The 24,913-nt window shown below is 35.9% G+C and carries 26 protein-coding genes; 12 read left to right on the top strand and 14 right to left on the bottom strand.

Annotated features, from left to right (window positions below; translation table 11 throughout):
* The first annotated feature begins 1 nt into the window (after position 1).
* A complete protein-coding gene (locus AC3HD6_RS17870) occupies positions 2–460 on the top strand; it encodes a heme-binding domain-containing protein (RefSeq protein WP_488897564.1) in 459 nt (152 codons plus the stop codon).
* A 189-nt stretch (positions 461–649) separates the two neighbouring features.
* Here the strand turns inward: AC3HD6_RS17870 and AC3HD6_RS17865 are convergent, their stop codons facing one another.
* The 5 genes from AC3HD6_RS17865 to AC3HD6_RS17845 form a co-directional block, all read right to left on the bottom strand.
* Positions 650–1,162, bottom strand: coding sequence for an NUDIX hydrolase (locus AC3HD6_RS17865; RefSeq protein ID WP_488897563.1), 513 nt, complete (start codon positions 1,160–1,162; stop codon positions 650–652).
* A 41-nt stretch (positions 1,163–1,203) separates the two neighbouring features.
* Positions 1,204–2,118 (bottom strand): site-specific tyrosine recombinase XerD, encoded by a 915-nt coding sequence (gene xerD / locus AC3HD6_RS17860; protein WP_488897562.1) that lies wholly within the window; start codon positions 2,116–2,118, stop codon positions 1,204–1,206.
* 6 nt (positions 2,119–2,124) lie between these two features.
* Entirely contained in the window at positions 2,125–2,547 is a 423-nt protein-coding gene (locus AC3HD6_RS17855; protein WP_488897561.1) for a deoxycytidylate deaminase, read from the bottom strand.
* Positions 2,548–2,598: 51 nt separating this feature from the next.
* Positions 2,599–3,366 carry an enoyl-CoA hydratase-related protein gene (locus AC3HD6_RS17850; protein ID WP_488897560.1) on the bottom strand — a complete coding sequence of 256 codons (768 nt, stop codon included), beginning with the start codon at positions 3,364–3,366 and terminating at the stop codon, positions 2,599–2,601.
* Between the two features lie 105 nt (positions 3,367–3,471).
* Entirely contained in the window at positions 3,472–4,959 is a 1,488-nt protein-coding gene (locus AC3HD6_RS17845; protein ID WP_488897559.1) for a catalase, read from the bottom strand.
* Between the two features lie 133 nt (positions 4,960–5,092).
* Here AC3HD6_RS17845 and AC3HD6_RS17840 point away from each other — a divergent pair, with 133 nt between their 5' ends.
* The 9 genes from AC3HD6_RS17840 to AC3HD6_RS17800 all read left to right on the top strand — a co-directional run bounded on the left by AC3HD6_RS17840 (position 5,093) and on the right by AC3HD6_RS17800 (position 12,906).
* Positions 5,093–6,043 (top strand): LysR substrate-binding domain-containing protein, encoded by a 951-nt coding sequence (locus AC3HD6_RS17840; protein ID WP_045501350.1) that lies wholly within the window; start codon positions 5,093–5,095, stop codon positions 6,041–6,043.
* A 236-nt stretch (positions 6,044–6,279) separates the two neighbouring features.
* Complete coding sequence (gene metK / locus AC3HD6_RS17835; RefSeq protein ID WP_488897558.1) at positions 6,280–7,560, top strand: methionine adenosyltransferase; 1,281 nt, start codon at positions 6,280–6,282, stop codon at positions 7,558–7,560.
* A gap of 87 nt (positions 7,561–7,647) precedes the next feature.
* A complete protein-coding gene (locus AC3HD6_RS17830) occupies positions 7,648–8,139 on the top strand; it encodes a hypothetical protein (protein ID WP_488897557.1) in 492 nt (163 codons plus the stop codon).
* 195 nt (positions 8,140–8,334) lie between these two features.
* Positions 8,335–8,925, top strand: a complete 591-nt coding sequence (locus tag AC3HD6_RS17825; RefSeq protein ID WP_488897556.1) for an RNA polymerase sigma factor — start codon at positions 8,335–8,337, stop codon at positions 8,923–8,925.
* A gap of 203 nt (positions 8,926–9,128) precedes the next feature.
* Positions 9,129–9,824, top strand: a complete 696-nt coding sequence (locus AC3HD6_RS17820) for a YjjG family noncanonical pyrimidine nucleotidase (RefSeq protein WP_488897555.1) — start codon at positions 9,129–9,131, stop codon at positions 9,822–9,824.
* 241 nt (positions 9,825–10,065) lie between these two features.
* Positions 10,066–10,515 (top strand): PepSY-like domain-containing protein, encoded by a 450-nt coding sequence (locus AC3HD6_RS17815; protein WP_488897554.1) that lies wholly within the window; start codon positions 10,066–10,068, stop codon positions 10,513–10,515.
* A 34-nt stretch (positions 10,516–10,549) separates the two neighbouring features.
* Positions 10,550–10,756: a hypothetical protein gene (locus tag AC3HD6_RS17810; RefSeq protein ID WP_488897553.1), complete on the top strand. Its 207-nt coding sequence runs from the start codon at positions 10,550–10,552 to the stop codon at positions 10,754–10,756.
* Positions 10,757–10,948: 192 nt separating this feature from the next.
* Positions 10,949–11,620 (top strand): response regulator transcription factor, encoded by a 672-nt coding sequence (locus AC3HD6_RS17805; protein ID WP_488897552.1) that lies wholly within the window; start codon positions 10,949–10,951, stop codon positions 11,618–11,620.
* Positions 11,620–12,906, top strand: coding sequence for a sensor histidine kinase (locus tag AC3HD6_RS17800; protein ID WP_488897551.1), 1,287 nt, complete (start codon positions 11,620–11,622; stop codon positions 12,904–12,906). Before AC3HD6_RS17805 ends, AC3HD6_RS17800 begins: the two co-directional genes overlap by 1 nt.
* Before the next feature lie 59 nt (positions 12,907–12,965).
* Here AC3HD6_RS17800 and trpS read toward each other — a convergent pair whose 3' ends face one another.
* The 9 genes from trpS to ileS form a co-directional block, all read right to left on the bottom strand.
* Positions 12,966–13,934 (bottom strand): tryptophan--tRNA ligase, encoded by a 969-nt coding sequence (gene trpS, locus AC3HD6_RS17795; protein WP_488897550.1) that lies wholly within the window; start codon positions 13,932–13,934, stop codon positions 12,966–12,968.
* Positions 13,935–14,055: 121 nt separating this feature from the next.
* On the bottom strand, positions 14,056–14,913 hold the full coding sequence (locus AC3HD6_RS17790; protein WP_488897549.1) for a hypothetical protein: 858 nt from the start codon (positions 14,911–14,913) through the stop codon (positions 14,056–14,058).
* Between the two features lies 1 nt (position 14,914).
* Positions 14,915–15,625, bottom strand: a complete 711-nt coding sequence (locus AC3HD6_RS17785) for a hypothetical protein (RefSeq protein ID WP_488897548.1) — start codon at positions 15,623–15,625, stop codon at positions 14,915–14,917.
* Positions 15,626–15,651: 26 nt separating this feature from the next.
* Positions 15,652–16,296: a SanA/YdcF family protein gene (locus AC3HD6_RS17780; RefSeq protein ID WP_488897547.1), complete on the bottom strand. Its 645-nt coding sequence runs from the start codon at positions 16,294–16,296 to the stop codon at positions 15,652–15,654.
* 14 nt (positions 16,297–16,310) lie between these two features.
* A complete protein-coding gene (locus AC3HD6_RS17775; RefSeq protein ID WP_209918629.1) occupies positions 16,311–16,952 on the bottom strand; it encodes a lipoprotein signal peptidase in 642 nt (213 codons plus the stop codon).
* Positions 16,952–17,146: a DUF2683 family protein gene (locus tag AC3HD6_RS17770; protein ID WP_160138027.1), complete on the bottom strand. Its 195-nt coding sequence runs from the start codon at positions 17,144–17,146 to the stop codon at positions 16,952–16,954. Before AC3HD6_RS17770 ends, AC3HD6_RS17775 begins: the two co-directional genes overlap by 1 nt.
* 18 nt (positions 17,147–17,164) lie before the next feature.
* The gene (locus AC3HD6_RS17765) at positions 17,165–17,410 is read right to left on the bottom strand and encodes a DUF6576 domain-containing protein (RefSeq protein WP_488897546.1); all 246 of its coding nucleotides are present in this window, start codon (positions 17,408–17,410) and stop codon (positions 17,165–17,167) included.
* A gap of 78 nt (positions 17,411–17,488) precedes the next feature.
* Positions 17,489–17,869: a TraR/DksA family transcriptional regulator gene (locus tag AC3HD6_RS17760; RefSeq protein WP_045501318.1), complete on the bottom strand. Its 381-nt coding sequence runs from the start codon at positions 17,867–17,869 to the stop codon at positions 17,489–17,491.
* Between the two features lie 58 nt (positions 17,870–17,927).
* A complete protein-coding gene (ileS, locus tag AC3HD6_RS17755) occupies positions 17,928–21,323 on the bottom strand; it encodes an isoleucine--tRNA ligase (RefSeq protein WP_488897545.1) in 3,396 nt (1,131 codons plus the stop codon).
* Between the two features lie 462 nt (positions 21,324–21,785).
* On the opposite strand from ileS, the gene AC3HD6_RS17750 reads away from it, so the two are divergent.
* Positions 21,786–23,474 carry a M23 family metallopeptidase gene (locus AC3HD6_RS17750; RefSeq protein ID WP_488897544.1) on the top strand — a complete coding sequence of 563 codons (1,689 nt, stop codon included), beginning with the start codon at positions 21,786–21,788 and terminating at the stop codon, positions 23,472–23,474.
* 86 nt (positions 23,475–23,560) lie between these two features.
* A complete protein-coding gene (flxY, locus tag AC3HD6_RS17745) occupies positions 23,561–24,853 on the top strand; it encodes a flexirubin biosynthesis putative acyl-CoA ligase FlxY (RefSeq protein ID WP_488897543.1) in 1,293 nt (430 codons plus the stop codon).
* Positions 24,854–24,913: the final 60 nt, after the last annotated feature.

Here is a 24,913-nt window from a genome sequence, read left to right as displayed (position 1 = left end):
TATGAAGACGGCAAAAAAAATAGTCTTATGGACTTTGGTAGTATTTGCGCTTATGCAGCTTATCCCCATTGACAGGGTGAATAAACCTGTTGATACTAAGGTGAATTTTGTTCAGATGAAGCATACTCCGGAAAAAATAAGTACACTTCTTAAAAATGCCTGTTATGACTGTCATTCAGATGAAACGGTATATCCTAACTATGCTTATGTGGCTCCTATTTCGTGGTCTGTAAAAAGCCATGTGAATGACGGACGTCAACGACTTAATTTTTCTGTCTGGGGGACCTATAATAAAGAATTAAAAGAGAATATGCTCGATAGGTCTATGGAGGCTCTTAAGCATAAAACAATGCCGCTTCCTGGTTATATTGTTTATCATAAAGAAGCTAAGCTTTCAGAAGCAGAAAGAGTTCTGCTTATTCAGTATTTTGATGAAATGCTGAAATCAAAGACTTACTAATTCATAATATAATTCCCACAAATTTCACAAATCATCACAGAGCAAAATACATCTGTGTAATTCGTGAAATCTGTGGGAAAATTATTTTCTTACCATAAAAAACTCCCGCAGATTTTACAAAATAAGCAGTGAGAAAACCCAATAATCTGCTGTATCTGCAAAATCTGCGAGAGTATATATTTACAAAAATTATTTCTTCAGATAATCCTCAAAAAATCTCTTTTGAGAATCAAATGCAATCTCATCAAGGCTCAGTTCCTGTAAAGGAATCCATATCGCTTCTGAGATCTCTGAAAGCTCAAGATTTACCTCAAACTTTTCCGAAATAGTATACTCATAAAAGAGATCAATAGTATTGTAATCAATTTCTTTATACTGATAGACATTCGGAAGGCTGGTAAGGTATTTGAGGTTAGAAATATCAATATCAAGCTGAAGTTCTTCAAAAAGCTCTCTTTTACAGGTTTCCTCTGCACTTTCTTTAGGGTCCACGAAACCTCCTGCCAGATCCAGTTTTCCTTTTTTAGGGTCTCTGTTTCTTCGGGTAAGATAAATTTCGTCACCACATCTGATCACAACCGCTACTGCGCCTGCAACATTGTTATACAGTGTAAAACCACATTCAGGACAGCTCCATTTCTTTTCACCATCCCAATGTAAGGTCTCTTTGCCACAGCTTGGGCAATATTTCAATACTTTCATTTGTCTATAATTATTCTTCAAAGGTCAAAAGACCTTTAGCATCACTGAGCAATATTAATGTTTCTCGGGTGATAACTTAAGATAACATCCCTTAGTTCTTCTGTTTTCAGGTGAGTGTAGATCTCTGTTGTTGTAATACTGGAGTGTCCCAGCATTTCCTGGATATAACGAAGATCAGCACCATTCTGCAGCAAATGCGTAGCAAAAGAATGTCTGAATGTGTGTGGAGAAATTTTCTTATTTACTCCTGCCTTATCCGTAAGTTCCTTAATAATAAGAAATACAATAACCCTTGACATGGAAGTTCCACGGCTATTCAAAAACAGTGTGTCTTCATATTTCTTATTGATTTTTCCTTTAGAACGGACCTCTTTGATATAGCTTTCCAATAATTCTGCTGTATAATCAGCTAAAGGTACAAAACGGGTTTTATTTCCCTTTCCGTGCACCTTAATATATTGCTCTTTGAAGTTGATATTAGAAATTTTCAAATCAATCAGTTCAGAAACACGGAGTCCGCAACCATACAGTACTTCTATGATACACTGGTTTCTTTTTCCGAGATCTGTATTGACTTCAATGGCAGCAATGATTTTATTAATATCTGGCAGGCTTAACGTGTCCGGCAGATATAGTCCCAGTTTAGGACCTTCAAGTAACGCCGCAGGGTTGTCTTCACGATATTCATCTTCCAGTAGAAATTTGAAGAAGGCTTTGATGGAAGATATCCACCTTGCCTGTGATCTCTCACTGAATTTCTGTTTAGAAAGATTGAAAATGTATTCCTGCAGGTTTTCGTAACCGATAGAATCTGGACCGACGTTTTCCAGATCTTCTTCTGCGTAATCTTTTAGTTTTTTAATGTCTCGAACATAGGCGTCGAGCGTGTTGTCTGAAAAATTTCTTTCGAAGCGAAGAAATATTTCAAAATCTTTGATCTTTTCATCCCAAGTCATTTGTGCTTATTTTTTTAGTTCACAGTCCGATATTTGTTCTATTTCAATGTTATGGTCTCTTAAAAACGATATCCCATCGTCATCCGAATACTCATTGATATACACCAGTCTTGCAATACCTGCCTGCAGGATTAGTTTACTGCATTCCTTGCAAGGCGACAATGTTAAATATAACGTTGCTCCTTTTGCTGATTGGGTAGAAGCCGCCAGCTTTAAAATAGCGTTGGCTTCAGCATGCAATACATACCAGTGCGTTTTTCCTTCTCCATCTTCACAGCAGTTTTCGAATCCCATAGGAGTCCCGTTGTAACCATCTGAAATAATCATCCTATCTTTTACGATAAGAGCTCCTACCTGTTTTCTCTTACAGTAGGAGAGTTGTGCCCATTCCTGGGCCATTTTTAGATAAGCTTTATCAAACTTATTCATACCGCAGCATTAGTTTTTTCGAAATAATTTGGATTAAAATCTTTTGAAAGATTAGAAGTTCGGCTTTCTTTTCTCTAGGAAAGCAGTTACTCCTTCTTTCTTATCTTCCATTTCGAAAAGTTCTCCGAAATATTTAATTTCAGTTTCAAAACCTTTCTCTGTATCAGATAAATTAACGGCGTTAATCGCCTTGGATATTGCCATTGGTGAATTATGGGCAATAGTGTTCGCTAATTCTTTCGTTTTGGTTAATAATTCTTCAATAGGGTATACTTCATTTACCAGTCCGATCTCTTTTGCTTTTTGAGCAGGGATCATTTTGGCAGAGAAGATCATTTCGTTAGCAATACCTTTTCCGACAAGTTTGGGAAGCCTTTGAGTTCCTCCGTATCCAGGAATTAATCCCAGTGTTACTTCAGGAAGCCCTAATTTGGCGTTTTCCGATGCATATCTGATATGGCATGCCATGGCAAGCTCTAATCCTCCTCCTAATGCAAAACCGTTTATCGCGGCAATGACAGGTTTGGATAGATTTTCAATTTTGTTGAACAAAATATTTTGTCCGTTTTTTGCAAGTTCCTCAGCTTTTTCCTGTCCGAAGTCGCTGAACTCCTTAATGTCAGCTCCAGCTACAAATGATTTTTCTCCACTGCCTGTAAGGATAATTACCCTGCAGGAAGTATCAGAATTAAGCTCATCTAAAGCAGTACTGATCTCCTGAATAGTCTTTGCATTCAACGCATTTAAGCTCTCAGGTCTGTTTATTGTAATGATAGATAATTTATCTTCCTTTTTTAATAATATATTTTCGTAACTCATTTTTCCACTTTAAAATATCATCCCTTGCAAATTATGAATTTTTTGCAAAAAAAAGGAAAAAATATTATTTTTTTTTCCTTTTTTTTAATTTATTGTTCAATATGATTATTTCGAATGATTCATCATATTTGCATCAATATTGATATTTAGTTGTGAAGCTACTTTCATGCCAAGCTCAATATTAGCACGGAAAAAGTGACATAATTGTCTGTTGATAATCTCTTCTCTTTTAGGCCCGGTGATTCCCTTCATACTGCCTACAATATTTTGAATTAGATTATTTCTGTCTTCAGCATTCATAGCTTTGGAATAAAGAAGCCCAGGTTGAGTATAGTGATCGCTATCGTTATCATTTCTGTTGTAATTGGCAACATGAGCGCTATCTAATTCATATTCATAGTTTTTATAAGAGGCATCCGGTTGGATGTCATCAAAACTATTGGGGTAGTAATTCGGCTTATCCTGATATTGACTGGAATCAGCCATATAACCGTCTCTTTGGTAATTGTTAATGGCAAAAGGGCATCTATTGACTTCCAATTGATGTGAGTTTACTCCCACTCTGTATCGGTGGGCGTCCGGGTAAGAGAATAATCTTCCCTGAAGCATTTTATCCGGAGAAAAACTGATTCCATTAATAAGACTGCTTGGGGAGAATGTAGATTGCTCAACATGGGCAAAATAATTGACAGGAACTTCATTAAGCTCCATTTCTCCTACTTCAATCAGTGGGAAATCATCATGGAACCAAACCTTTGTTACGTCAAAAGGATTCCATCTGAAATCTTTTGCTTGCTCTTCGGTCATCACCTGAATGTACATTGTCCATTTAGGAAAATCTCCATTTTCGATAGCGTTGCAAAGGTCTTCCTGCGCAAAATCCGGGTTTTCTCCTGCCATTTTCACAGCATCTTCATCAGTGAAGTTTTTCACTCCTTGCTTTGTTTTGAAGTGGAATTTTACCCATACTCTTTCATTTTGATCGTTAATCATGGAGAAAGTATGAGATCCGAAACCATGCATATGTCTGTAGCCATAAGGAGTTCCTCTGTCTGACATTAATATAAGAACCTGATGAAGTGATTCTGGGTTTAAGCTCCAGAAATCCCACATCATGGTAGCGCTTTTTAAATTGGTTTTTGGGAGTCTTTTTTGGGTGTGAATAAAATCCGGGAATTTTTTAGCATCCTTGATAAAGAATACTGGAGTATTATTTCCTACAAGATCCCAGTTTCCGTCTTCAGTATAAAATTTTAAGGCAAATCCTCTCGGATCTCTTGCAGTATCTGCACTTCCTTTTTCGCCACCCACTGTAGAAAAACGGGCAAACATTCTGCAGGAGTTTCCTACTTTTGAGAATAATTTAGCCTTGGTGTATTGGCTAATGTCATGAGTTACGGTAAAAGTTCCGTATGCTCCGCTTCCTTTAGCATGTACAATTCTTTCAGGGATCCTTTCCCTAACGAAGTGTGCAAGATTCTCCTGAAGAACAAAGTCTTGCAGCAATACCGGGCCTCTTGGTCCTACCGTCTGGGAATCCTGATGCTCAAAATAAGGTGCGCCGTTGCTTAACGTTAATTTTTTAGAATCCATATGTTGATGATTTGAATAGTTGTTTTCGTATTTTCTAAATCGAAGTGTAAAGGTACTAATTATCAAATTTACTTGAATTTTTAATTGCTAATAACAAAAACGTTATATCTTTGTAATAGATAATATTAATCAAATGAACATTCAACAATTGGAGTATCTTATCGCGGTTGATAAGTATAAACATTTTGGTAAAGCAGCTCAGGCGTGCTTCATTACCCAGCCTACCTTAAGTGCCATGATACAGAAATTTGAAGATGAATTGGATGTGAAGGTTTTCGACAGAACTACACACCCGATCCGTACCACAGATGTAGGTCTTCAGATCATCGATCAGGCGAAGGTGATTATAGAATCTGTCAATGAGCTGAAAAATAAAGCTAACCTGTTGAATAACATTTTAGGAGGAACCATTAATCTTGGAATTATTCCTACCGTTTCATCATTTATTTTACCTACTGAGATCTTCAAATTCCTTGAAGCGAATCCAAAGATTCAGATGAATGTAAAGGAAATGACTACGGATAATATTATTAAAGCTTTAAAAGCAGGAGAACTGGATGCGGGAATTATCTCTACTCCTTATGATACTGCGGATGAGTTTTACCAGGATTTCTTATTCAATGAGGAGTTAATGATCTACAGTTCCAATACGGAAGCGAATAAGAAGAATTCTTATATTATTCCTGAAGAACTAAATGTAGAAAAAGTTTGGCTCCTTGAAGAAGGGAACTGCCTAAGAAATCAGTTTGAAAATATCTGCCATCTGAAAGAAAACACCCTGAAACCTAAAAATTTAGATTTTCTAGCTTCTAATATCCAGACGTTGGTACACATGGTGGATAAAGTAGGAGGAATCAGTATTCTTCCTGAATTGGCATTAAGCCAGCTTTCTGAAGAGCAGAAAAAGAATGTTTTCAGATTCAAAAAGCCTTTCCCATACAGAGAGATCAGTATCATTTACTATAAGCCTACATTTAAACAAAAGATTATTGATGAATTGTCGCATTCTATCAAAAATTCTCTGGAACTTAAGTTGAATTATCACGAAAGTCCGAAAGAATTTGTAAGCATTAAGCCTCAGTAATCAAGAGGCTTTACAATGATATAAATCATTAATTTAAAGAAAATTATAATTAGTAAACAAAAATTTTGAGTATTACGAAAATAGTGCTTAAATTTGCTGACGTTTATTAACGAGGAAAAATTTGACCTGATTGCAACCTCTATAAAAAAATGCTAAAACAGTATTCTTTTTTCTGGGCAATTGTTATTCTTATTTTTCTTCATAGCTATTTTTTAATCTAAAAAACAAAGAATAATATGTCTTATTTATTTACATCTGAATCAGTTTCAGAAGGACATCCGGATAAAATTGCCGACCAAATCTCCGATGCATTAATCGATCATTTCTTAGCATACGATAAAAGTTCAAAAGTAGCATGTGAAACCCTTGTAACAACCGGACAGGTGGTATTGGCAGGAGAAGTAAAGTCTGATGCTTACCTTGATGTTCAGACGATTGCCAGAGAAGTAATCAACGGAATAGGGTATACAAAAGGTGAATATATGTTCAATGGAGATTCTTGTGGAGTAATCTCTGCAATCCATGAGCAGTCTCCGGATATCAACCAGGGTGTTGACAGAGCGGTAAATGATGAGTCATTCGAAGCTAAAGCAAATGCTCAGGGAGCTGGTGACCAGGGGATGATGTTTGGTTATGCTACCAATGAGACGGCTAACTATATGCCTCTTGCTTTGGATCTTGCACACACAATCCTTAAAGAACTTTCTGCCATCAGAAGAGAAAATAAAGAGATCGCTTATTTACGTCCTGATGCAAAAAGTCAGGTAACTATTGAGTATTCTGATGATCACAAACCAATCAGAATTGATTCTATCGTAGTTTCTACCCAGCATGATGACTTCGGAACAGAAGAAGAGATGCTGAACAAAATCCGTGAGGATATCAAGAACATCCTTGTTCCTAGAGTTGTTGCTCAGCAGACTGAGGAGATCAAAGCTCTATTCAACGATCAGATCAAATATCACATCAACCCTACAGGTAAATTCGTAATCGGTGGTCCTCACGGAGATACAGGGCTTACAGGTAGAAAGATTATCGTAGATACCTACGGTGGTAAAGGAGCTCACGGTGGTGGTGCTTTCTCTGGGAAAGATCCTTCAAAAGTAGACAGAAGTGCTGCGTATGCAACGAGACATATTGCCAAAAACCTTGTAGCAGCTGGTGTTGCTGATGAAGTTTTAGTACAGGTTTCTTACGCAATCGGGGTAGCTGAACCATGTGGTTTATACATCAATACTTACGGAACTGCAAAAGTTGATCTTCATGATGGAGATATTGCTAAAAAAGTGTCTGCCATCTTCGATTTAAGACCTTATGCTATTGAGCAGAACCTAAAGCTAAGAAATCCTATCTATCAGGAAACGGCTTCTTACGGTCACATGGGTAAAGAGCACTATGTAGCTGATAAAACATTCAACAAAGGTCATAAGAATGAACTTACGTTGGAAGGTCTTGAGTTCTTTACTTGGGAAAAACTAGACAAAGTTGACGAGATTAAAGCCGCTTTTGGAATTTAATTTTTTGTTTATACTAAAATATTATGAACTGCTTTATCTTTCGGTAAGGCAGTTTTTTTTAATTTTACACCTTAAATAAATTGAGAGATGATGAATTTTCGAACTGCAGCCGCCATTTTATCCCTGTTTTTGCTGAGTACATTGGTGAAAGCCCAGTATACGATGCATAAAATGATCAGCGTAGGATATACCTACCAAAATCAAAGCTTTGGAGAAGTGGGCGGGAAGTTGCTTTTTCTTAAAAATGATGATGTAATATACAGATTAGGAGGTTCTGCCTTAATGGGGGCAACAGACTCTAAATTTGCTATTATGCCGAAGCTGCAGGCAGATGTTTTACTTAATTTTGAAAAAAATGTGGACTTCTACCACTCATATTACTTCTTAATGGGAGCAGAAGGAACCAACAAATATATTGCTCCGAAGATAGGAGTTACTTTATTTGGTATGCTTGATCTTACCGGAGGGTATGCTTTTCCTATTGGAGATGCCCGATTAAATGGAAAAGAGATGAAAGGCTTGAATATTAATTTTACATTAAATATCCCTACTGTGTTCATTCATGATATGTTTAAGTGATTTTTTTTAAATTTTTATTGCGAAAATTTAATAATTGCTTAACAGTTATTAAAAAATTATTATATTTACGCCATAATATAATTGTACCGCCTATCGAACAGACTCTACTCTGAAGAACTGCTTTGTATATACAGCATAAACCGGATCATGTATCTGGGCGATAGCTGGGCTGCAAACATTATATTGAGAAGAGTTATGAAATCAAAATCGGATAGTTTACTAATTTCGCTTTACCAGAAGGGTGACGAAGGCGCATTATCAACCCTTATTCACCGCCATCAGAGAGAACTGTTTACATTCATTTTTTACAAAATAAATGATGAAGATTTAGCCAATGATATCTTTCAGGATACATTCATGAAAATCATTGTAATGCTAAAAGAAGGACGTTACAACGAAGAGGGTAAATTTATCCTTTGGGCCAAAAGAATCTCCCACAATCTTATTATCGATCATTTCAGAGCAAAAGCAAAGAATATCAAAGTTTCAGAAACAACTTTTGAAACGGATGAATATTCAATTTTTGACCTGATCAGAGAGCCTTCTGAGAATATCGAAGATCAGTTGGTGACCAATCAGATTCAGGAAGATCTGTTGAAAATGCTGCAATTTCTTCCATTAAATCAGCAGGAAGTCATTAAATTAAGGTTTTTTGACGGATTAAGTTTTAAGGAAATCGCCGATCATACTGATATGAGTATTAATACCACATTAGGCAGAGTAAGATATGCGCTGATCAACCTGAGAAAAATCATGGATGAAAATAACATAATATTAACCAGATAGATAATATTTTGTAAAATTTCACGTTTTTAAGGAAAACATATTACGCTTATGAAAAAAAATGACTCCTTAAAAGTGAAAACTTTGAAACCTAAAAAACAAACCATTGATTTTCTGCTCAATTTTTCTAAAAGCCTTGAAATTGTGAAAAGCAAGAGCAAGAATTATCCTATTACAAAAAATTAAAATTATTAACTTTGTGCTGTATGAAAATGCAGCACGTTTTTTTTGACCTGGACAATACACTCTGGGATCATCGCAGAAATGCCTATCTGGCAATCAAAGAACTTTTCGAAAAACAGGAAATCCATTCGAAGTATAAAATCGACTTTGAAGAGTTTCATACTGTCTACCATGATATCAACGAAGAATTATGGGAAAAGATCAGAGATGGGATTATAGGCAAAGAGTATTTGAGAGAACACCGTTTTTATGACTCCTTCATGCATTTTGGAGTAGATAATAGAGAACTTTCCCTTTATTTTGAAGAGAATTTTCTAGATAATATTGTAAGTCATAATGAATTGGTAGAAGGGGCAGAAGATGTCCTTGAATATTTGAAGTCGAAGAACTATAAACTTCATATTATTTCCAACGGCTTTCAGGAGGTAACCGAAAGAAAATGTACCCTTTCCGGTATTGCCCCGTATTTTGAAACCATCACCAGCGCAGATGCTGTAGGAGTAAGGAAACCGAATCCAAAGATTTTTGAATACTCCCTTGGGCTTTCTGAAGCAAAGAAAGAAGAAAGTATTATGATTGGTGATGACTGGATCGCTGATGCTCTTGGAGGAAGAGATTTCGGAATGGATGCTATTTTCTTTGATGTATACAAAGAGGATAAAAAAGCAGACGGATTAAAAGCTATTACCCATCTTCAACAGATTAAGGAATACTTATAAAATTTGTAAGACTATTCAGTCTCATATGAGAGCCATTAAGTTCATCTTAATGGCTTTTTTGTTTAAAAATATTCAGATAATGCAGAAGAATAGGCATCTGCTAATCTGTGGATAAAATTATACAACATTATCCACAAACTTTATTTTACATCCTGATTTTCTACAAATTAAGTTTTTCCTAATTCTTTCCTAAATTGATTTGGAACTTTGCTCCATAATAATGACAGAAAAATTAAATCTTATGAAAAATGTAAAGAAAATCACAGCAGTATTTATTTTAATCTTCTTATTAATTGGAGGTTTGATTTCAGCACAGGACAGAGCGATTAATCCTAATCAATTACCTAAGACAGCTAAGACATTTCTTGCCGGTCATTTTAAAGGAATTCCGGTTTTATCTGCTATTGAAGACAGAGAGATTTATGGAGTTGATGAATATAAAGTGTATTTCAATAACGGAATGAAGGCCGAATTTGATAGCAATGGAAATTGGAAAGAAGTGGATGGCAATCACCAAAAGATTCCTTATGGTTTCATTCCTGCTTCTATTAAAAATTACAGCAGCAGAAATTTTCCAAATACGTATATCGTTAAGATCGAAAAGAAAAGATGGTCTTACAAAGCAGAACTTTCCAATGGATTGGAACTTGAATTTGACCGAAACGGGAATTTTAAAAAAATTGATGACTAAACTTATTTAAGATTAACAATAAAATTTTAAGATTATGGTAAACTGGAGTTTAATAAACAGTGATGGAAGAAAAGCTTCTTCCGCTAAGATTAGAAAGAGTATTGTGTCTTTTATGACAAAACATCATCCATGTAGTGTGGTTGATTCTATTGAGAAAAAATATAATGCTTATAAAATCCATCTGATGAGTGGCTTATGCCTGATATTTGATGAAGATGGACGTTACATACAAACAAATTAATGATTGATGAAAGAAAGCTGGAGAGAAGAGAACAAGGAGTATGTGTACATCATTGATATACTTTGCATCATCTATCAACTGGTCCTTATTCTAACGATGTTTGGGTATTAATTAAGCCTCAGTTTCTGGACTTTCTCCGTGTTATTCTGTAATTTTATATATTTGATAGAAGTTATCCAAGCAGAAGAGCCTATGAAGATTTTAATAGTAGAAGATGAACCGGACCTAAGGGATACTGTGCAGAAATTTCTGGAAGCAGAGCAGTTTATTGTAGAATATGCAGAAAATTATAGTTCTGGGCTTGAAAAGATTATTTCCTATGAATATGACTGCATTCTTCTGGATATTATGCTGCCTGACGGAAATGGGATAGATCTCTTGCGTGAAATTAAAAAGATGCACAAAAAAGATCCCGTGATCATTCTTTCGGCTAAAGACTCTGTGGATGATAAAGTGACAGGGCTGGAAATAGGAGCTGATGATTATCTGGCAAAACCTTTTCATCTTGCAGAACTGATGGCGAGAATCCGGTCTGTGATCAGAAGGAAAAATCAGGATGGTGAGAATATTATTAGGTATAAAAACATCAGCATTGATCCGGAAAGCAGAAATGTTAAGGTAGGAAGTGAAGAGTTGATGCTTAACCGTAAAGAATATGATCTTTTGTACTACTTTGTGATTCATCCGGAAAAAACATTGCAGAAAACTACTCTTGCAGAGGCTATCTGGGGAGATTATATCGATCAGGCAGACAGTCTTGATTTTATTTATTCACAAATTAAAAATCTTCGTAAAAAACTGAAAACGCTCAATGCAAAAGCTGATTTTCAGGCTGTTTACGGAATAGGATATAAATTCGTCTGATGAAGGTTTCCTTAAAATATTACACGATAAAATACCTGATCATGATCCTGCTGCTGATTATAGCAGTTTGGGCGGGGTTGTTTTATGCTTATATTCTGGATGAAGTACACGATAATGTGGATGATGGATTAAAGGATAGAAAAATACAGATCATCAAGGCGGTGTATCTTAACCCACAGTTGTTAAAGAACAATGATTTTGGTTTTAATGAGTTTAAGATCATGCCCATTACAGCCGGAGAATATCAAAACAAAAGCAGGCTCTATAACAAGATGTATTATATGGAGTATGATGATAAAGACCAGCCTTATCGTGTATTGGAAGCGGATTTCATCGATCAGTATAAAAATCGTCAGAGGCTTGTTATCAGGACTTCAACGGTGGAAGAAGATGAACTGATTTATGACCTTACAACAGCTTTAATCGTTCTTTATATCCTTTTAGTGATAAGTATTGTTGCTGTTAACGGTTATCTTTTGAACAAAGCAATGTGGCCATTTTATCAGATTCTTGATAAATTGAAAAAATACCAATTTGGAATTCCTTTTGCTCAAACAGATCAAAACTATTCCATCAAAGAATTTGAAGAACTGAATGTGGAAATTAATGAGATGATCGATCGTAATGAACTTGTTTTCTATCAACAGAAACAGTTTATTGAAAATGCTTCTCATGAACTTCAGACGCCGCTCGCGATTGTTATTAATAAAATTGACCTTCTGATTCAGAATGAAAACCTTGATAAAAAGAATCTGACCTTTCTCACGGAAGTTAAAAATGATCTGAGGAGAATGGTAGGCTTGAATAAATCTTTATTGATGCTCTCAAAGATCGAAAATAGTCAGTTTAATGCTATATCAGATGTGGACTTTAATGCAATGCTTAATAAGCTTGTTCAGAATTATGAAGATTTTATTGCCTTTAAGAATGTAGAAGTTAATGTTATTGAGAAGGGAATATTTAAAGCCGAATTTAACCAGGACCTTGCAGATATTCTTTTGTCTAACCTTCTTAAAAATGCTGTGAAATACAATAATGAAGAAGGTACTTTAAATATCTTTATTGAGAACAACAGAATCATCTTCCAAAATAGCGGAATGAATGAAGCACTGGATAAATCCAGGATTTTTAACCGTTTTTATAAACAGAGTTCAGATCATACCTCCACAGGTTTAGGATTGTCTATTATTAAGACGATCATCAAACAGTATCCAGGTTGGGATATTACTTATGAGTTTGAAGATCAGATGCATTATTTCATCCTTACCAAAAATAAAATATCATAAAAAATAAATCGGCTGGTTCAGAATTGAGCCAGCCGATTTCTTATAGATAAAGGTTAGAATTAAAATCCTAAGCTTGTTCTTACTCTTTTTAGAGTTGCCATTGCGACAGGTCTTGTTTTTTCCGCTCCCTGCTGAAGTTTTGCTTCCAGCTCATCAAGATTGTTCATATAATAATTGAACGTTTCTCTTTCCTTTTCAAAACGAACTAAAATAAGGTCTAAAAGCTCTTTCTTAGCGTGTCCGTATCCAAAGTTACCTGCAAGATATTTTGCTCTTAATTCCTCAGTCTGTTCAGGAGTAGCAATCAATTCATAAATCTGGAATGTTTTATCTGTTGCTGGATCTTTAGGCTCTTCCAAAGACTTAGAATCAGATTCAATACTCATCACTTGTTTCTTCAATTCTTTTTCAGGTAAGAAGATGTTGATGATATTCCCCATAGATTTTGACATTTTGCGACCGTCTGTTCCAGGAACATACTTTGTGTCTTCCTGAAGTTCAGATTGTGGCAATACAAAAACTTCACCCATCTGATTGTTGAATCTTGAAGCGACATCTCTTGCAATTTCCAAATGCTGAAGCTGATCTTTCCCAACAGGAACAATCTCTGCATCATATAATAGAATATCCGCAGCCATCAAAATAGGGTAAGTAAACAAACCAGCATTTACATCCTGAAGTCTGTCAGCCTTATCCTTAAATGAATGTGCTAGTGTTAATCTTTGATAAGGGAAAAAACATGATAAATGCCAAGATAGTTCACAGGTTTCAGCGATATCACTTTGTCTGTAGAAAAATGTTTTTTCGGTATCTAATCCACAAGCAAGCCAAGCCGCAGCAATCTCGTAGGTATTCTGTCTTAAAGTCTGCGCATCTTTAATTTGGGTAAGCGTATGAAGATTCGCAATAAATAAAAATGATTCATTTCCTTCCTGCTTAGAAAGTTCAATAGCAGGAATAATAGCCCCTAATAAATTTCCAAGATGGGGTGTTCCGGTGGCTTGAATGCCGGTAAGAATTCTTGACATTTGTTTAAAATTTATATTAAAAAATTAATGAATTACAAATTTACGCAAAATTACATTCTAATTGTGTTATAGTCTCAGATTCCTACTCTTTTCTTTAATGAAGAATTCTGAATCAATAAACCTATTTCTTTAATTCAATTTTATAGATAAAAGTAAGAACCTTGAAATGCCACAGTGTTAAAGTTTGTTCTGCTGATATCATATCATTTTCGGAACCAATAATGAGACGATCACGGAAAGAACGTATAAATTGTGACCAATATTCACCTTTAGAATCTTTAAGTAAAAAATAAAAACCAGCATCACCAAATTTTTTTCCTGAAGAATCTAAAATCAGTTCTCCATTTTTTCCAACGCTTGGAATCATCAATACTGTTGCATTCCCGTTAGGTAAAGGAAATACCGCCTTTACACAAGTTTTTCGTGACGGTAAATTGCTGATGCCGTAAACTCCGGAATAGATAACTTGCCCAGTCGATTCAACAGAACGAAACCAAAACGTGTATTTTATTTCATTGGTCTTTGGGTCGGTGAGATTGATGATTTCGCTTTTTAGAGATTCTGAGCTGTGAATGTTTTCTGTAGGAATATTTAGTTGGTTAATTCTATTACTGAATAATTTATTAATTAGAATTCCAAAAAACTTGAAATAGGGATTCCATTGTATAGAAAAATTTAAGGTATGATTGGAGGTGTTTTCATAGAAGCCAATCACATTTTTGGATAAATTTGAGAACTCAGTTTCAGATAAATTAAGCTTTAACATCGAAGGAATAATACCTCTTGCTTCTGAGCCTTCATCCACAAATAAATTTTCTTTTTCTGCAAATTGATGAATAAAATCCTTACTCATTGGATTCAAATTACCAAAAGGCCCCATCAACCAGAGGGAATCTTCAGGCTTAATTTTTCTTCCACGCAGAATTACCCATTGTTGAGTTAGCCAATCCTGGAAGTTCTGTATTGGAGCAAATCTCATTTTAGTGGTTTTTGAGATTTGGAATAATGTTACGTTGCCCATTCCATTCCCCAAATTCTGAAATAGGTTTAAAGCGCAAAGTTGTAAATTCGAAATGAAAATCTTTTCGATCTCTTTCTTTCATTGCGTGGGTGTGTCTTTCTGGTTTTGGAACTTTGCTATGTCCATGAACCATATCAGTCATTTCTTTTTGATTTTTCCAAATTGAAAAAGTGGAAACGGTATTAGGGAATTTGATAGAGGCCAAAGACAAAGTTGTTGCCGGATGGTCCCGAACCAATTTTTCAACTGGTCTTCCCCAATGAATAAATCTGGGGATTTCCAAAAATTTCATTCTGGCAATGGTGACTGCAACGACTGGCGAATCCGGATTTTCAGATTCTGTGGTTTCATCAGGAATTTCAAACTTGTTGAATTTCCCCCATTTTCTCATAAAAGTTAATCTTGTGTGCCAACCTTCAGATAAAATTTTTCCTAACCGGTCTTTAGCTAAAAAATTTTCGATATCACTTTCATCTTTCCATTGTGCAAATACAGCGATTTGTCTTATCAACATTCGGGAGGGTGAAAAAATAGGAGAGCCTAAAGTCATCACCGTCATAATTTCTGCGTGAATTAATCCCGGGATATTTCTTGACTTTGGTGAAGAAAAAAGAATTCTGAGTGCAGAAAAGTAATCTGTTTTTACTAAATGATATGTGAAGACACTCATTTTTATGATTGTATTGATTTTTAATACTAAGGAATCAAAATCTTTTCTCCGCCAAATTTTGGCTGTACACCAAGGATAAGATCCCAATAAACTTTAGCTTTAGCAAGATACTCTCTCAAATTAGTCTTTAAACCTGCATATTTATTCACATCTTCTGCATTGTATCCAAAAGCCTGTATGCCATTTTTCTGGGCAAGAAAGACCGCTCTTTCGTTGTGGAATTTCTGAGAGATAATAGTAAGTTTGGTTTGCCCGAAAATATCCTTAGCTCTTACCACGGAATCCAAAGTCCGGAAACCTGCGTGATCCAGAATGATTTTATCCTGTGGAATGCCTTGCTGAACCAGTGCAAACTGCATATCTTCCGGTTCATTATAATCTTTGCTGCTATTATCACCACTTACGATGATGTACTGAATCTTCCCGCTTTTATACAAATCGGTAGCTGCCTTAATTCTGTTATAGAAATAGGCATTGGGCATTCCGTTGCTCAATGTTTTTCCTGTCCCTAACAATAAAGCTGTTTTTGCTTGAGGTACATCAGCAATATTGTAAGATACAGAAGCTGCACTTTCCTTTTTTATGCTATAATTAGCCCAGGCAATAAAAATAATTCCTGCGACTAAAAGAAGCAGGAAAAATTTAAAAATATTTTTGATTGTTTTTCTCATTAGAAATACATCTGTTAGAATTCAAGTCCGTTCGGAAATGCTTTTTTTCTAAAGATTAGAAGGAAAGCGGCTCCTACAGTAATGGCTGAATCGGCAACATTGAAAATATATTTAAAGAATTCAATATGTTTTCCACCAATGATTGGCCAGCTATCTGGGACATACCAGTCTACTACCGGGAAGTGAAGCATATCTACAACACATCCTTTCATAAAAGTAGAGTAGCCCTGTCCAAAAGGAACAAATTTTGAAACACCACCATACCCAATCCATCGGTCAGTGCTGGCATCATAAACCGTTCCGCTGTCGAAGATCATTCCGTAGAACATTCCATCAATAAGGTTTCCGATAGCGCCTGCAAAGATGATGGCCATTGGAATTAAAAGATAGTTGGAAGCACCTTCCTTCAACCATTTTTTAAACATGTAAACCATTCCTCCAATCAAGAAGATTCTTAGGATCACAAGGAAATATTTTCCAATAATTCCGCCAAAATGAAAGCCATAAGCCATTCCTGGATTTTCAACAAAGGTTTTATTGAAGAACCCTTCTATAACAGGAATGCTCTCGTTCAGCTCAAAATGAGTTTTAATGTAAATTTTTGAAGCCTGGTCTATCAATAATACCAAAAAGGTGATAGCTAAGATCTTTTTCATTACTCTCCTTTAGGTTTTGAAGGTTTTGAAGCAGGTCTTACGTTTTTATTATCGCTTGCTTTCTTAACCACTTTCTGTCCGTTATATGAACTTTTCACATGAGCTTTCTCAAACTTAATGTTCATTTCTTTCAATACGCTTTTTAATGCGCTCAATTCCATAGAGTTTTTAGGATGTACTATGATTGATTCCATTTCTTAGTATTTAATTTTTTACATTTTGGACAATTCATCAAGTCTTTTTCTATCTTTTTCAGATAAATCGTTGATTCCGTTTTTGCCCATCTTACTCAAAAGTTTGTCTATTTCTTTCTCCCGTTCGCGTTTATCAGAATTAAACTGGTCATCAATGGTGTAGTAGGTGTGCTTTTTTGGAGAAAATCTGTTTTTGATCCATTCCCTATTAAAAAAAGCCAGCACTATTGCCACAATGGTGATTAAAATGAATACTTCGCTCATGGGTATACATTAAAAATTAGGTTTATAAAGTATCCGGAGATACCATATAAACCCAATATTATTTTACAAACCTTACGGCTATTTCTGCATGTTTTTCGCTTCGATGCTTAGGGTAGCATGAGGAACGGCTAAAAGTCTTTCCTTAGGAATCAGTTTTCCTGTTACTCTACAAACACCGTAAGTCTTGTTTTCGATTCTGATTAAAGCATTCTTCAGATCACGGACGAACTTTTCCTGTCTTCCAGCAAGAATAGAGTTCTGCTCTTTGCTCAAAGTTTCTGCACCTTCCTCAAATGCTTTGAAGGTAGGTGAAGTATCATCCGTCCCGTTATTCTGGTCATTGATGAAACTTTCTCTGATAAGCTGAAGATCTTTCTCCGCCTTTTCTATTTTTTCTTTTATGATCGCTCTAAATTCCTGTAAATCAGCATCGCTGTATCTAACTCTTTCGTCTGACATATTCTTTCTCTTTTTTAATAAAATTATGAAATGGAATTTGAAATACTATAACTACATGTTAATTTTTTTCGACATTTATCTTAAAATTAACTTCATCTATTTCGATTTCGTTAAAATTTAAAAGTGAAGATACAATTTCTATTTTATTTGACAAGACCTCAGAAGAAATATATTCCTCATTTTTCTTAATATCTTCAAGGAATGGTGAGTTCTCTTCAATGGAGATATTAATTCTGTCTGTAAGTTCGAAATCTTTCTCTTTTCTCAAGTTCTGAATTCTGTTAATGAATTCTCTTGCGATCCCTTCAGATTTTAATTCATCGGTTAACGTCAAATCTAATGCCACAGTTGTTTTACCATCGGAAGTTACGGTCCATCCAGGGATATCTTTAGTAGAGATTTCTACGTCGTCAAGCGTGATTTCGTATCCTTGAACATTTAATTTTCCTTCTTTTTCAAGAGCGGCAATTTGTTCTGTGGTAAGATTGCTAATCTCGGCACCTACCACCTTCATGTCTTTTCCTAGTTTAGGACCAAGAGCTTTGAAGTTTGGTTTTATCTGTTTTACAATTAGGTGAGACGCTTCTTCAGCATTAATTAACTGTAATTCTTTTACGTTTACTTCCTGTTTGATAAGATCAGCAACAGCAAGAATCTGTTCTTCTGTTTTAGAGTCTAATACAGGAACCAATACTTTTTGTAACGGTTGACGAACTTTCACATTCTCCTTCTTTCTTAGAGAGAATACCATACTTGTGATGTTCTGAGCCAGGTGAGTTTTTTCAACCAGATCCTGATCAATTAAGCTTTCATCAGCAACCGGGAAGTCTGTAAGGTGTACAGATTCAAAGTTTTCTTTACCTGTTACTTTATTTAAGTCCTGATATAGCTGATCCATAAAGAATGGAGCAATAGGAGCAGATAATTTAGCCACTACCTCAAGACAAGTATATAAAGTCTGGTAAGCAGAGATCTTATCATCAGAATAATCTCCTTTCCAGAAGCGTCTTCTGCATAATCTTACATACCAGTTACTCAAGTTATCATTCACAAATGTGCTGATCGCTCTTGCAACTCTTGTTGGTTCGTAATCTTCATAGAATGCTTTTACTTCTTTGATCAATAAGTTCAGCTCAGAAAGAATCCATCTGTCGATTTCAGGACGATTTTCCACTTCTTTTTCTGAATAATTGAAGCCATCAACATTCGCATATAAAGAGAAGAATGAATAGGTATTGTAAAGGGTTCCGAAGAATTTTCTTCTTACCTCATCAATTCCTTCGATATCAAACTTCAGGTTTTCCCAAGGGTTTGCATTGGAGATCATATACCAACGGGTAGCATCTGGTCCGTATACAGCAAGAGTTTCGAATGGATCTACAGCATTTCCTAAACGTTTAGACATTTTTTGCCCGTTTTTATCCAAAACAAGACCGTTACTCATTACATTTTTATAAGCAACAGAATCAAAAACAGCTGTTCCGATCGCGTGAAGTGTATAGAACCATCCACGAGTCTGGTCAACACCTTCTGCGATGAAGTCGGCTGGGAATGCCTTGTTGTTATCGATCATTTCCTTATTCTCGAAAGGATAATGCAATTGTGCATATGGCATAGAACCTGAATCAAACCAAACATCGATCAGGTCGCTTTCACGCTTCATTGCTTTTCCTGAATCAGAAACTAAGACTACTTTATCCACTACATTTTTGTGAAGATCAACCAATTCATAGTTGGATTCGGCCATGTTCCCGATAATGAAACCTTTGAACGGGTTTTCTGTCATTAATCCAGCTGCAATTGATTTCTCAATTTCGTTGTAAAGCTCTTCTACAGAACCAATGATCTTTTCTTCTTTCGTATCATCTGTTCTCCAGATTGGCAACGGAATACCCCAATATCTTGATCGGGATAAGTTCCAGTCGTTTACATTTTCCAACCAGTTGGCAAAACGTCCTTCTCCGGTAGCTTTTGGCTTCCAGTTGATTTCTTTGTTCAGATTCACCAATCTGTCTTTTACAGCAGTCATCTTCACAAACCATGAATCCAATGGATAATACAATACCGGTTTGTCAGTTCTCCAGCAGTGTGGATAAGAGTGGACATATTTTTCTACTTTGAAGGCTTTGTTCTCTGTTTTCAACAAGATCGCAAGTTCTACATCCCAAGATTTCTCAGGAGCAGTTCCTTCATCGTAGTATTCATTTTTAATATACTTTCCTGAGAATACTTCCGGAACATTCTCACCCTGGATAAATTTACCCTGTAAATCTACCAATGGAACAAGATTGTCGTTCTCATCCTTTACCAACATTGGCGGGATCTCAGGCTGAGCCATTTTAGCAACTCTCGCATCATCAGCACCAAAAGTAGGAGCGGTGTGTACGATACCTGTACCATCTTCTGTTGTAACGAAATCTCCTAAGATCACTCTGAAAGCATCCTCAGGGTTGTCGTTTGGTGTAAACCAAGGAACTAATTGCTCATATCTTGTGTTAACAAGTTTTTCCCCAGTAAATTCTTTTAAAATTCTGAACGGAATTACTTTCGTTTCCGGAGTATAATTAGCAAAATCTTCATCTGTACCTTCAGCATATTTCTTACCGAATACTTTAGATAAAAGAACGCTTGATAATACAACGGTTACCGGCTCAAATGTATATTGGTTGAATGTTTTAACAACAACATATTCAATATCTCTACCTACTGTTAAAGCGGTGTTGGATGGCAACGTCCAGGGAGTTGTCGTCCATGCAAGAATATGTACATCTCCATCAACATCGTTGAATAAATCAGATGAATCTTTCTTCACTTTAAACTGAGCAACCACCGTAGTATCTGAAACATCACGATACGTTCCAGGCTGGTTCAATTCGTGAGAAGAAAGTCCTGTTCCTGCTTTTGGAGAGTAAGGCTGGATTGTATATCCCTTATACAACAAGCTTTTGTCGTATAATTGTTTCAACAGCCACCAAACAGTTTCCATATATTTTGACTTATACGTAATGTACGGATCATCAAGGTCTACCCAGTATCCGATTTTCTCCGTAAGGTTATTCCATACATCGGTATAACGCATTACAGCTTCACGACAAGCTTTATTATAATCTTCAATAGAGATTTTTTTGCCAATATCTTCCTTTGTAATTCCTAATTCTTTTTCTACACCCAGTTCCACAGGAAGACCATGCGTATCCCAGCCTGCCTTACGGAAAACTTGCTTTCCGTTTTGAGTCTGGTAACGGCAGAAAATATCCTTCAATGCTCTTGCCATTACGTGGTGAATTCCAGGCATACCGTTTGCTGAAGGCGGACCTTCATAAAAAACAAACTCAGGATTTCCCTGACGAATCTCAACACTCTTATTGAAAGTTTTATTTTGTTTCCAAAATTCCGCTACATTCTCTGCTACGTCAATAAGGTTGAGGTTTTTGTATTCTTTAAATTGGCTCATTGTAAATATCTCAATATTCGTTGATAAATTAAGTGTGCAAATTTACTAAATTTTGTCGGTTTATAAGATATGTTTTCTGTAGGTAATTTCTATTAAAAACTTCAATTTCAGAAATATAAATGAAAAGAAGCCATAAAAGTGAATAATGAAGAGCAAATGAGTGAATATTTTAGGCTTTTTGACATGAAACTCTGCTGGGCTTTTTCAAGTATTTCCAATGAGATGAAATTCAATAGAAGCGGGCTTTAGCCCGCTTGAAAAATAAAAATCAAACCATTGGCTTTAGCCAAAACTTAATATAATCTCTCGCAGATCACACAGATTTCGCAGATTGATCCATCATCATTAGTGAAAATCCGTGCCATCCGTGGCTAAAAATAGAAAACATCCAATCCGAAACACAATAGCACGATCATTGCTTGAAATCTCGTATATTTAAGTAGAACTAAACCCAAATGCTGTATGAAAATTTTCCCAAAACTGATGGTTTCTATTTGTTTTATCTGTACAATCATCACACAAGCCCAAAATAACTATCCACAAAACTATTTCCGTAATCCGCTTAATATCCCCATGCAGTTGGCTGCCAATTTTGGAGCGGTAAGAACCAATCATTTTCACATGGGGTTGGATCTGAGAACTAACAGCCAGGAAAACTTATCGGTATTGGCTGCTGCGGATGGTTATGTAAGCCGAATCAAAGTGGAACGCTATGGTTTCGGAAATGCAGTGTACATCACCCATCCAAATGGTTTTACAACAGTGTATGCCCATCTGAATAAATATTTTGATAAGCTTGATGAATATGTAAAAGAGAAGCAGTACAAGGATGAAAAATGGGAACAGGATATCACATTTCAGCCAGGGCAGTTTCCGGTTACCAAAGGTCAGCTTATTGCTTTGAGCGGAAATACGGGAGGTTCGGCGGGTCCACACTTACATTTTGAAATAAGAGACACCAAAACAGAAGAATGTCTTAACCCATTATTGTTTGGATTTAATATTCCGGATTCTGTGGCACCCATTATCAGTGGATTATATTGGTATGACCGCAGATTCAGTACCTATGAGCCCGGAGCTAATGCAATTGCTGTTAAAAAAATAGGAAATACATATGCTGCGGATGTTGTAAGAGTTAATTCTCCGATGATAAGTTTTGGAATTAAAGCCGTAGATAAAGCCAACCAGGGATTTAATCTTGGAATTTATAAGGCAGAATTATTAATGGATGGAAAGTTAATCTATGGTTTCAGTATTGATAAGGTAAGTTATGATGATACCCGTTATCTGAATGGATGGATAGATTATACCAAATTTATCAGAGATAAAGTAGGAATTCAGCATTTGTCAACATTGCCGGGAATGAAATTACAGAATTACAGTGAACCTAATCTGTCAGGAATTATCAATCTTCAGGATGAAAATGTTCATACTATTGAAATTGTTTTAAAAGATGTAAAAGGAAATACCAGCAGATTAACCACAAAAGTTCAGTTGAGTAATACAGGCAGCGGAATTCCTCCTTCCGGGAAAGTGGTTTTGCCTAATGAAGGAAAAACGTTGTCCACTGAAAATGCTGAAATCAGCTTCAGTAAAAATGCTGTGTATGACGCGGTGAATTTCAATATGTATGAAAAGAATAGTGTTGACGGAACTGCCGTTTCCAATACCATTGTTTTACAGAATCCGTACCTTCCGGTTCAAGATAATTATACTTTGAAAGTAAAACCCAACAGAAAACTTAACAAAGACGAGAAAGATAAAGTAGTGGTTCTGTTTAACTATGGAAGTGATAAAGATGCTGTAAAAGCAAAATGGAATGGCGACCAGGCAGAAGCGCAGTTCAATAGACTGGGTACAGCAGAACTTATAATGGATAACAGTTTGCCATCAGTTTCTTCAGGTTGGAAAGAAGGAGCAATAGTAAGCAGTAGTACTTTACGCTTAAAAGGCAGTACAAAAGTTGGAGATATTGTTTATTTCCGGGCAGAACTGGATGGGAAATGGCTGCGATTTGCCCGTGTGAAAAACGATTTTGTTTATTTTTTTGACGAAAAGTGCCCAAAAGGTTCAGGTTTGCATACTTTAAAGGTGATAACTACTAATAATGCCGGAAATAGCAATACACAGACCTTTACATTTCAGCGATAAATGATTGGCAGGGTATAATCTTTCGATTTTTTACTGTTTCAATCCTTTAAATTTAAATACATTTGTCCTTTAAAAAATTATAATCATTGGAATTTCATCCGCTCATCGAAAAATCAAGTCCTCAGGAAATCAAGGCTTTTCAGGAAGATAAACTTCAGCAACTTCTGGTTTATCTTGAAGGGAATTCGCCTTTTTATCAGAGGTTGTTTAAAGAGAAGAACATCAATATTGAGGAAATAAGGACCCTGGAAGATCTGCAGAAGATTCCTGTCACAACAAAGAATGATCTACAGCAGTATAATCATGATTTTTTCTGTATTTCACCAGATAGAATTGTAGACTACAGTACTACTTCCGGAACGTTGGGAGATCCTGTAACTTTTGGATTGTCTGATGCAGATCTTGAAAGATTGGCCTACAATGAAGCTATATCTTTTGCCTGTGCCGGAATTCAGAAGGGAGATGTGGTGCAGATGATTACGACCATTGATAAACGATTCATGGCAGGGCTTGCCTATTTTCTAGGATTAAGAAAAATGGGCGCAAGTGTTGTCAGAATGGGACCTGGAATTCCTGAACTGCAATGGGATTCTATTTTCAGATACAAGCCGAAATACCTGATTACTGTACCTTCATTTTTATTAAAGATGATCGATTATGCTGAAAAACATGGTCTGGATTATAAGAATTCAAGTGTTTACGGAGCAGTATGTATCGGAGAGAGTATCAAAAATCAGGACTTTACGGATAATATTCTTTCCCAGAAGATCAAAGAAAAGTGGGATATAAAGCTTTTCTCTACTTATGCCTCTACAGAAATGAGCACCGCTTTTACAGAATGTGAGTTTCAAATTGGAGGGCATCATCACCCTGAGCTCATCATTACCGAAGTTTTGGATGATGAAGGAAATATAGTAAAAGAAGGTGAGAGTGGAGAGCTTACCATTACAACTCTTGGAGTAGAGGCCATTCCTTTACTGAGGTTTAAAACCGGAGATATTGTTAAAGCCCATTACGAGCCATGCCAATGTGGGAGAAATACCATGCGTTTGGGCCCTGTGATCGGAAGAAAGCAGCAGATGATCAAATATAAAGGAACAACGCTTTATCCGCCTGCAATGAATGATATTCTGAATGATTTTAACAATATCCTGTGTTATCAGATCGTGATTCATGCTAATGAAATCGGGCTGGATGAAATTATCATCAAAGTAAGTACAGATCAGGAACATAAAAGCTTTGTGAATGAAGTAAGAGACCATTTCCGTGCAAAATTAAGAGTAAGTCCGAAAATTGAAATCATCGATTTTGATATTCTGTCTAAAACTGTTTTTAACCCCAATAGCAGAAAACCAATCACCTTTATTGATTTAAGATGAAATTAAAAATAAGAGTGAGTAAACCTCTCTTTTTATAATATCTTTGTGCACTTAATAAAA

The organism is Chryseobacterium sp. II3a (assembly GCF_057815135.1).
The sequence above is the reverse complement of the archived record's forward strand: the minus strand, read 5'-3'. Positions and strand labels throughout refer to the sequence as shown.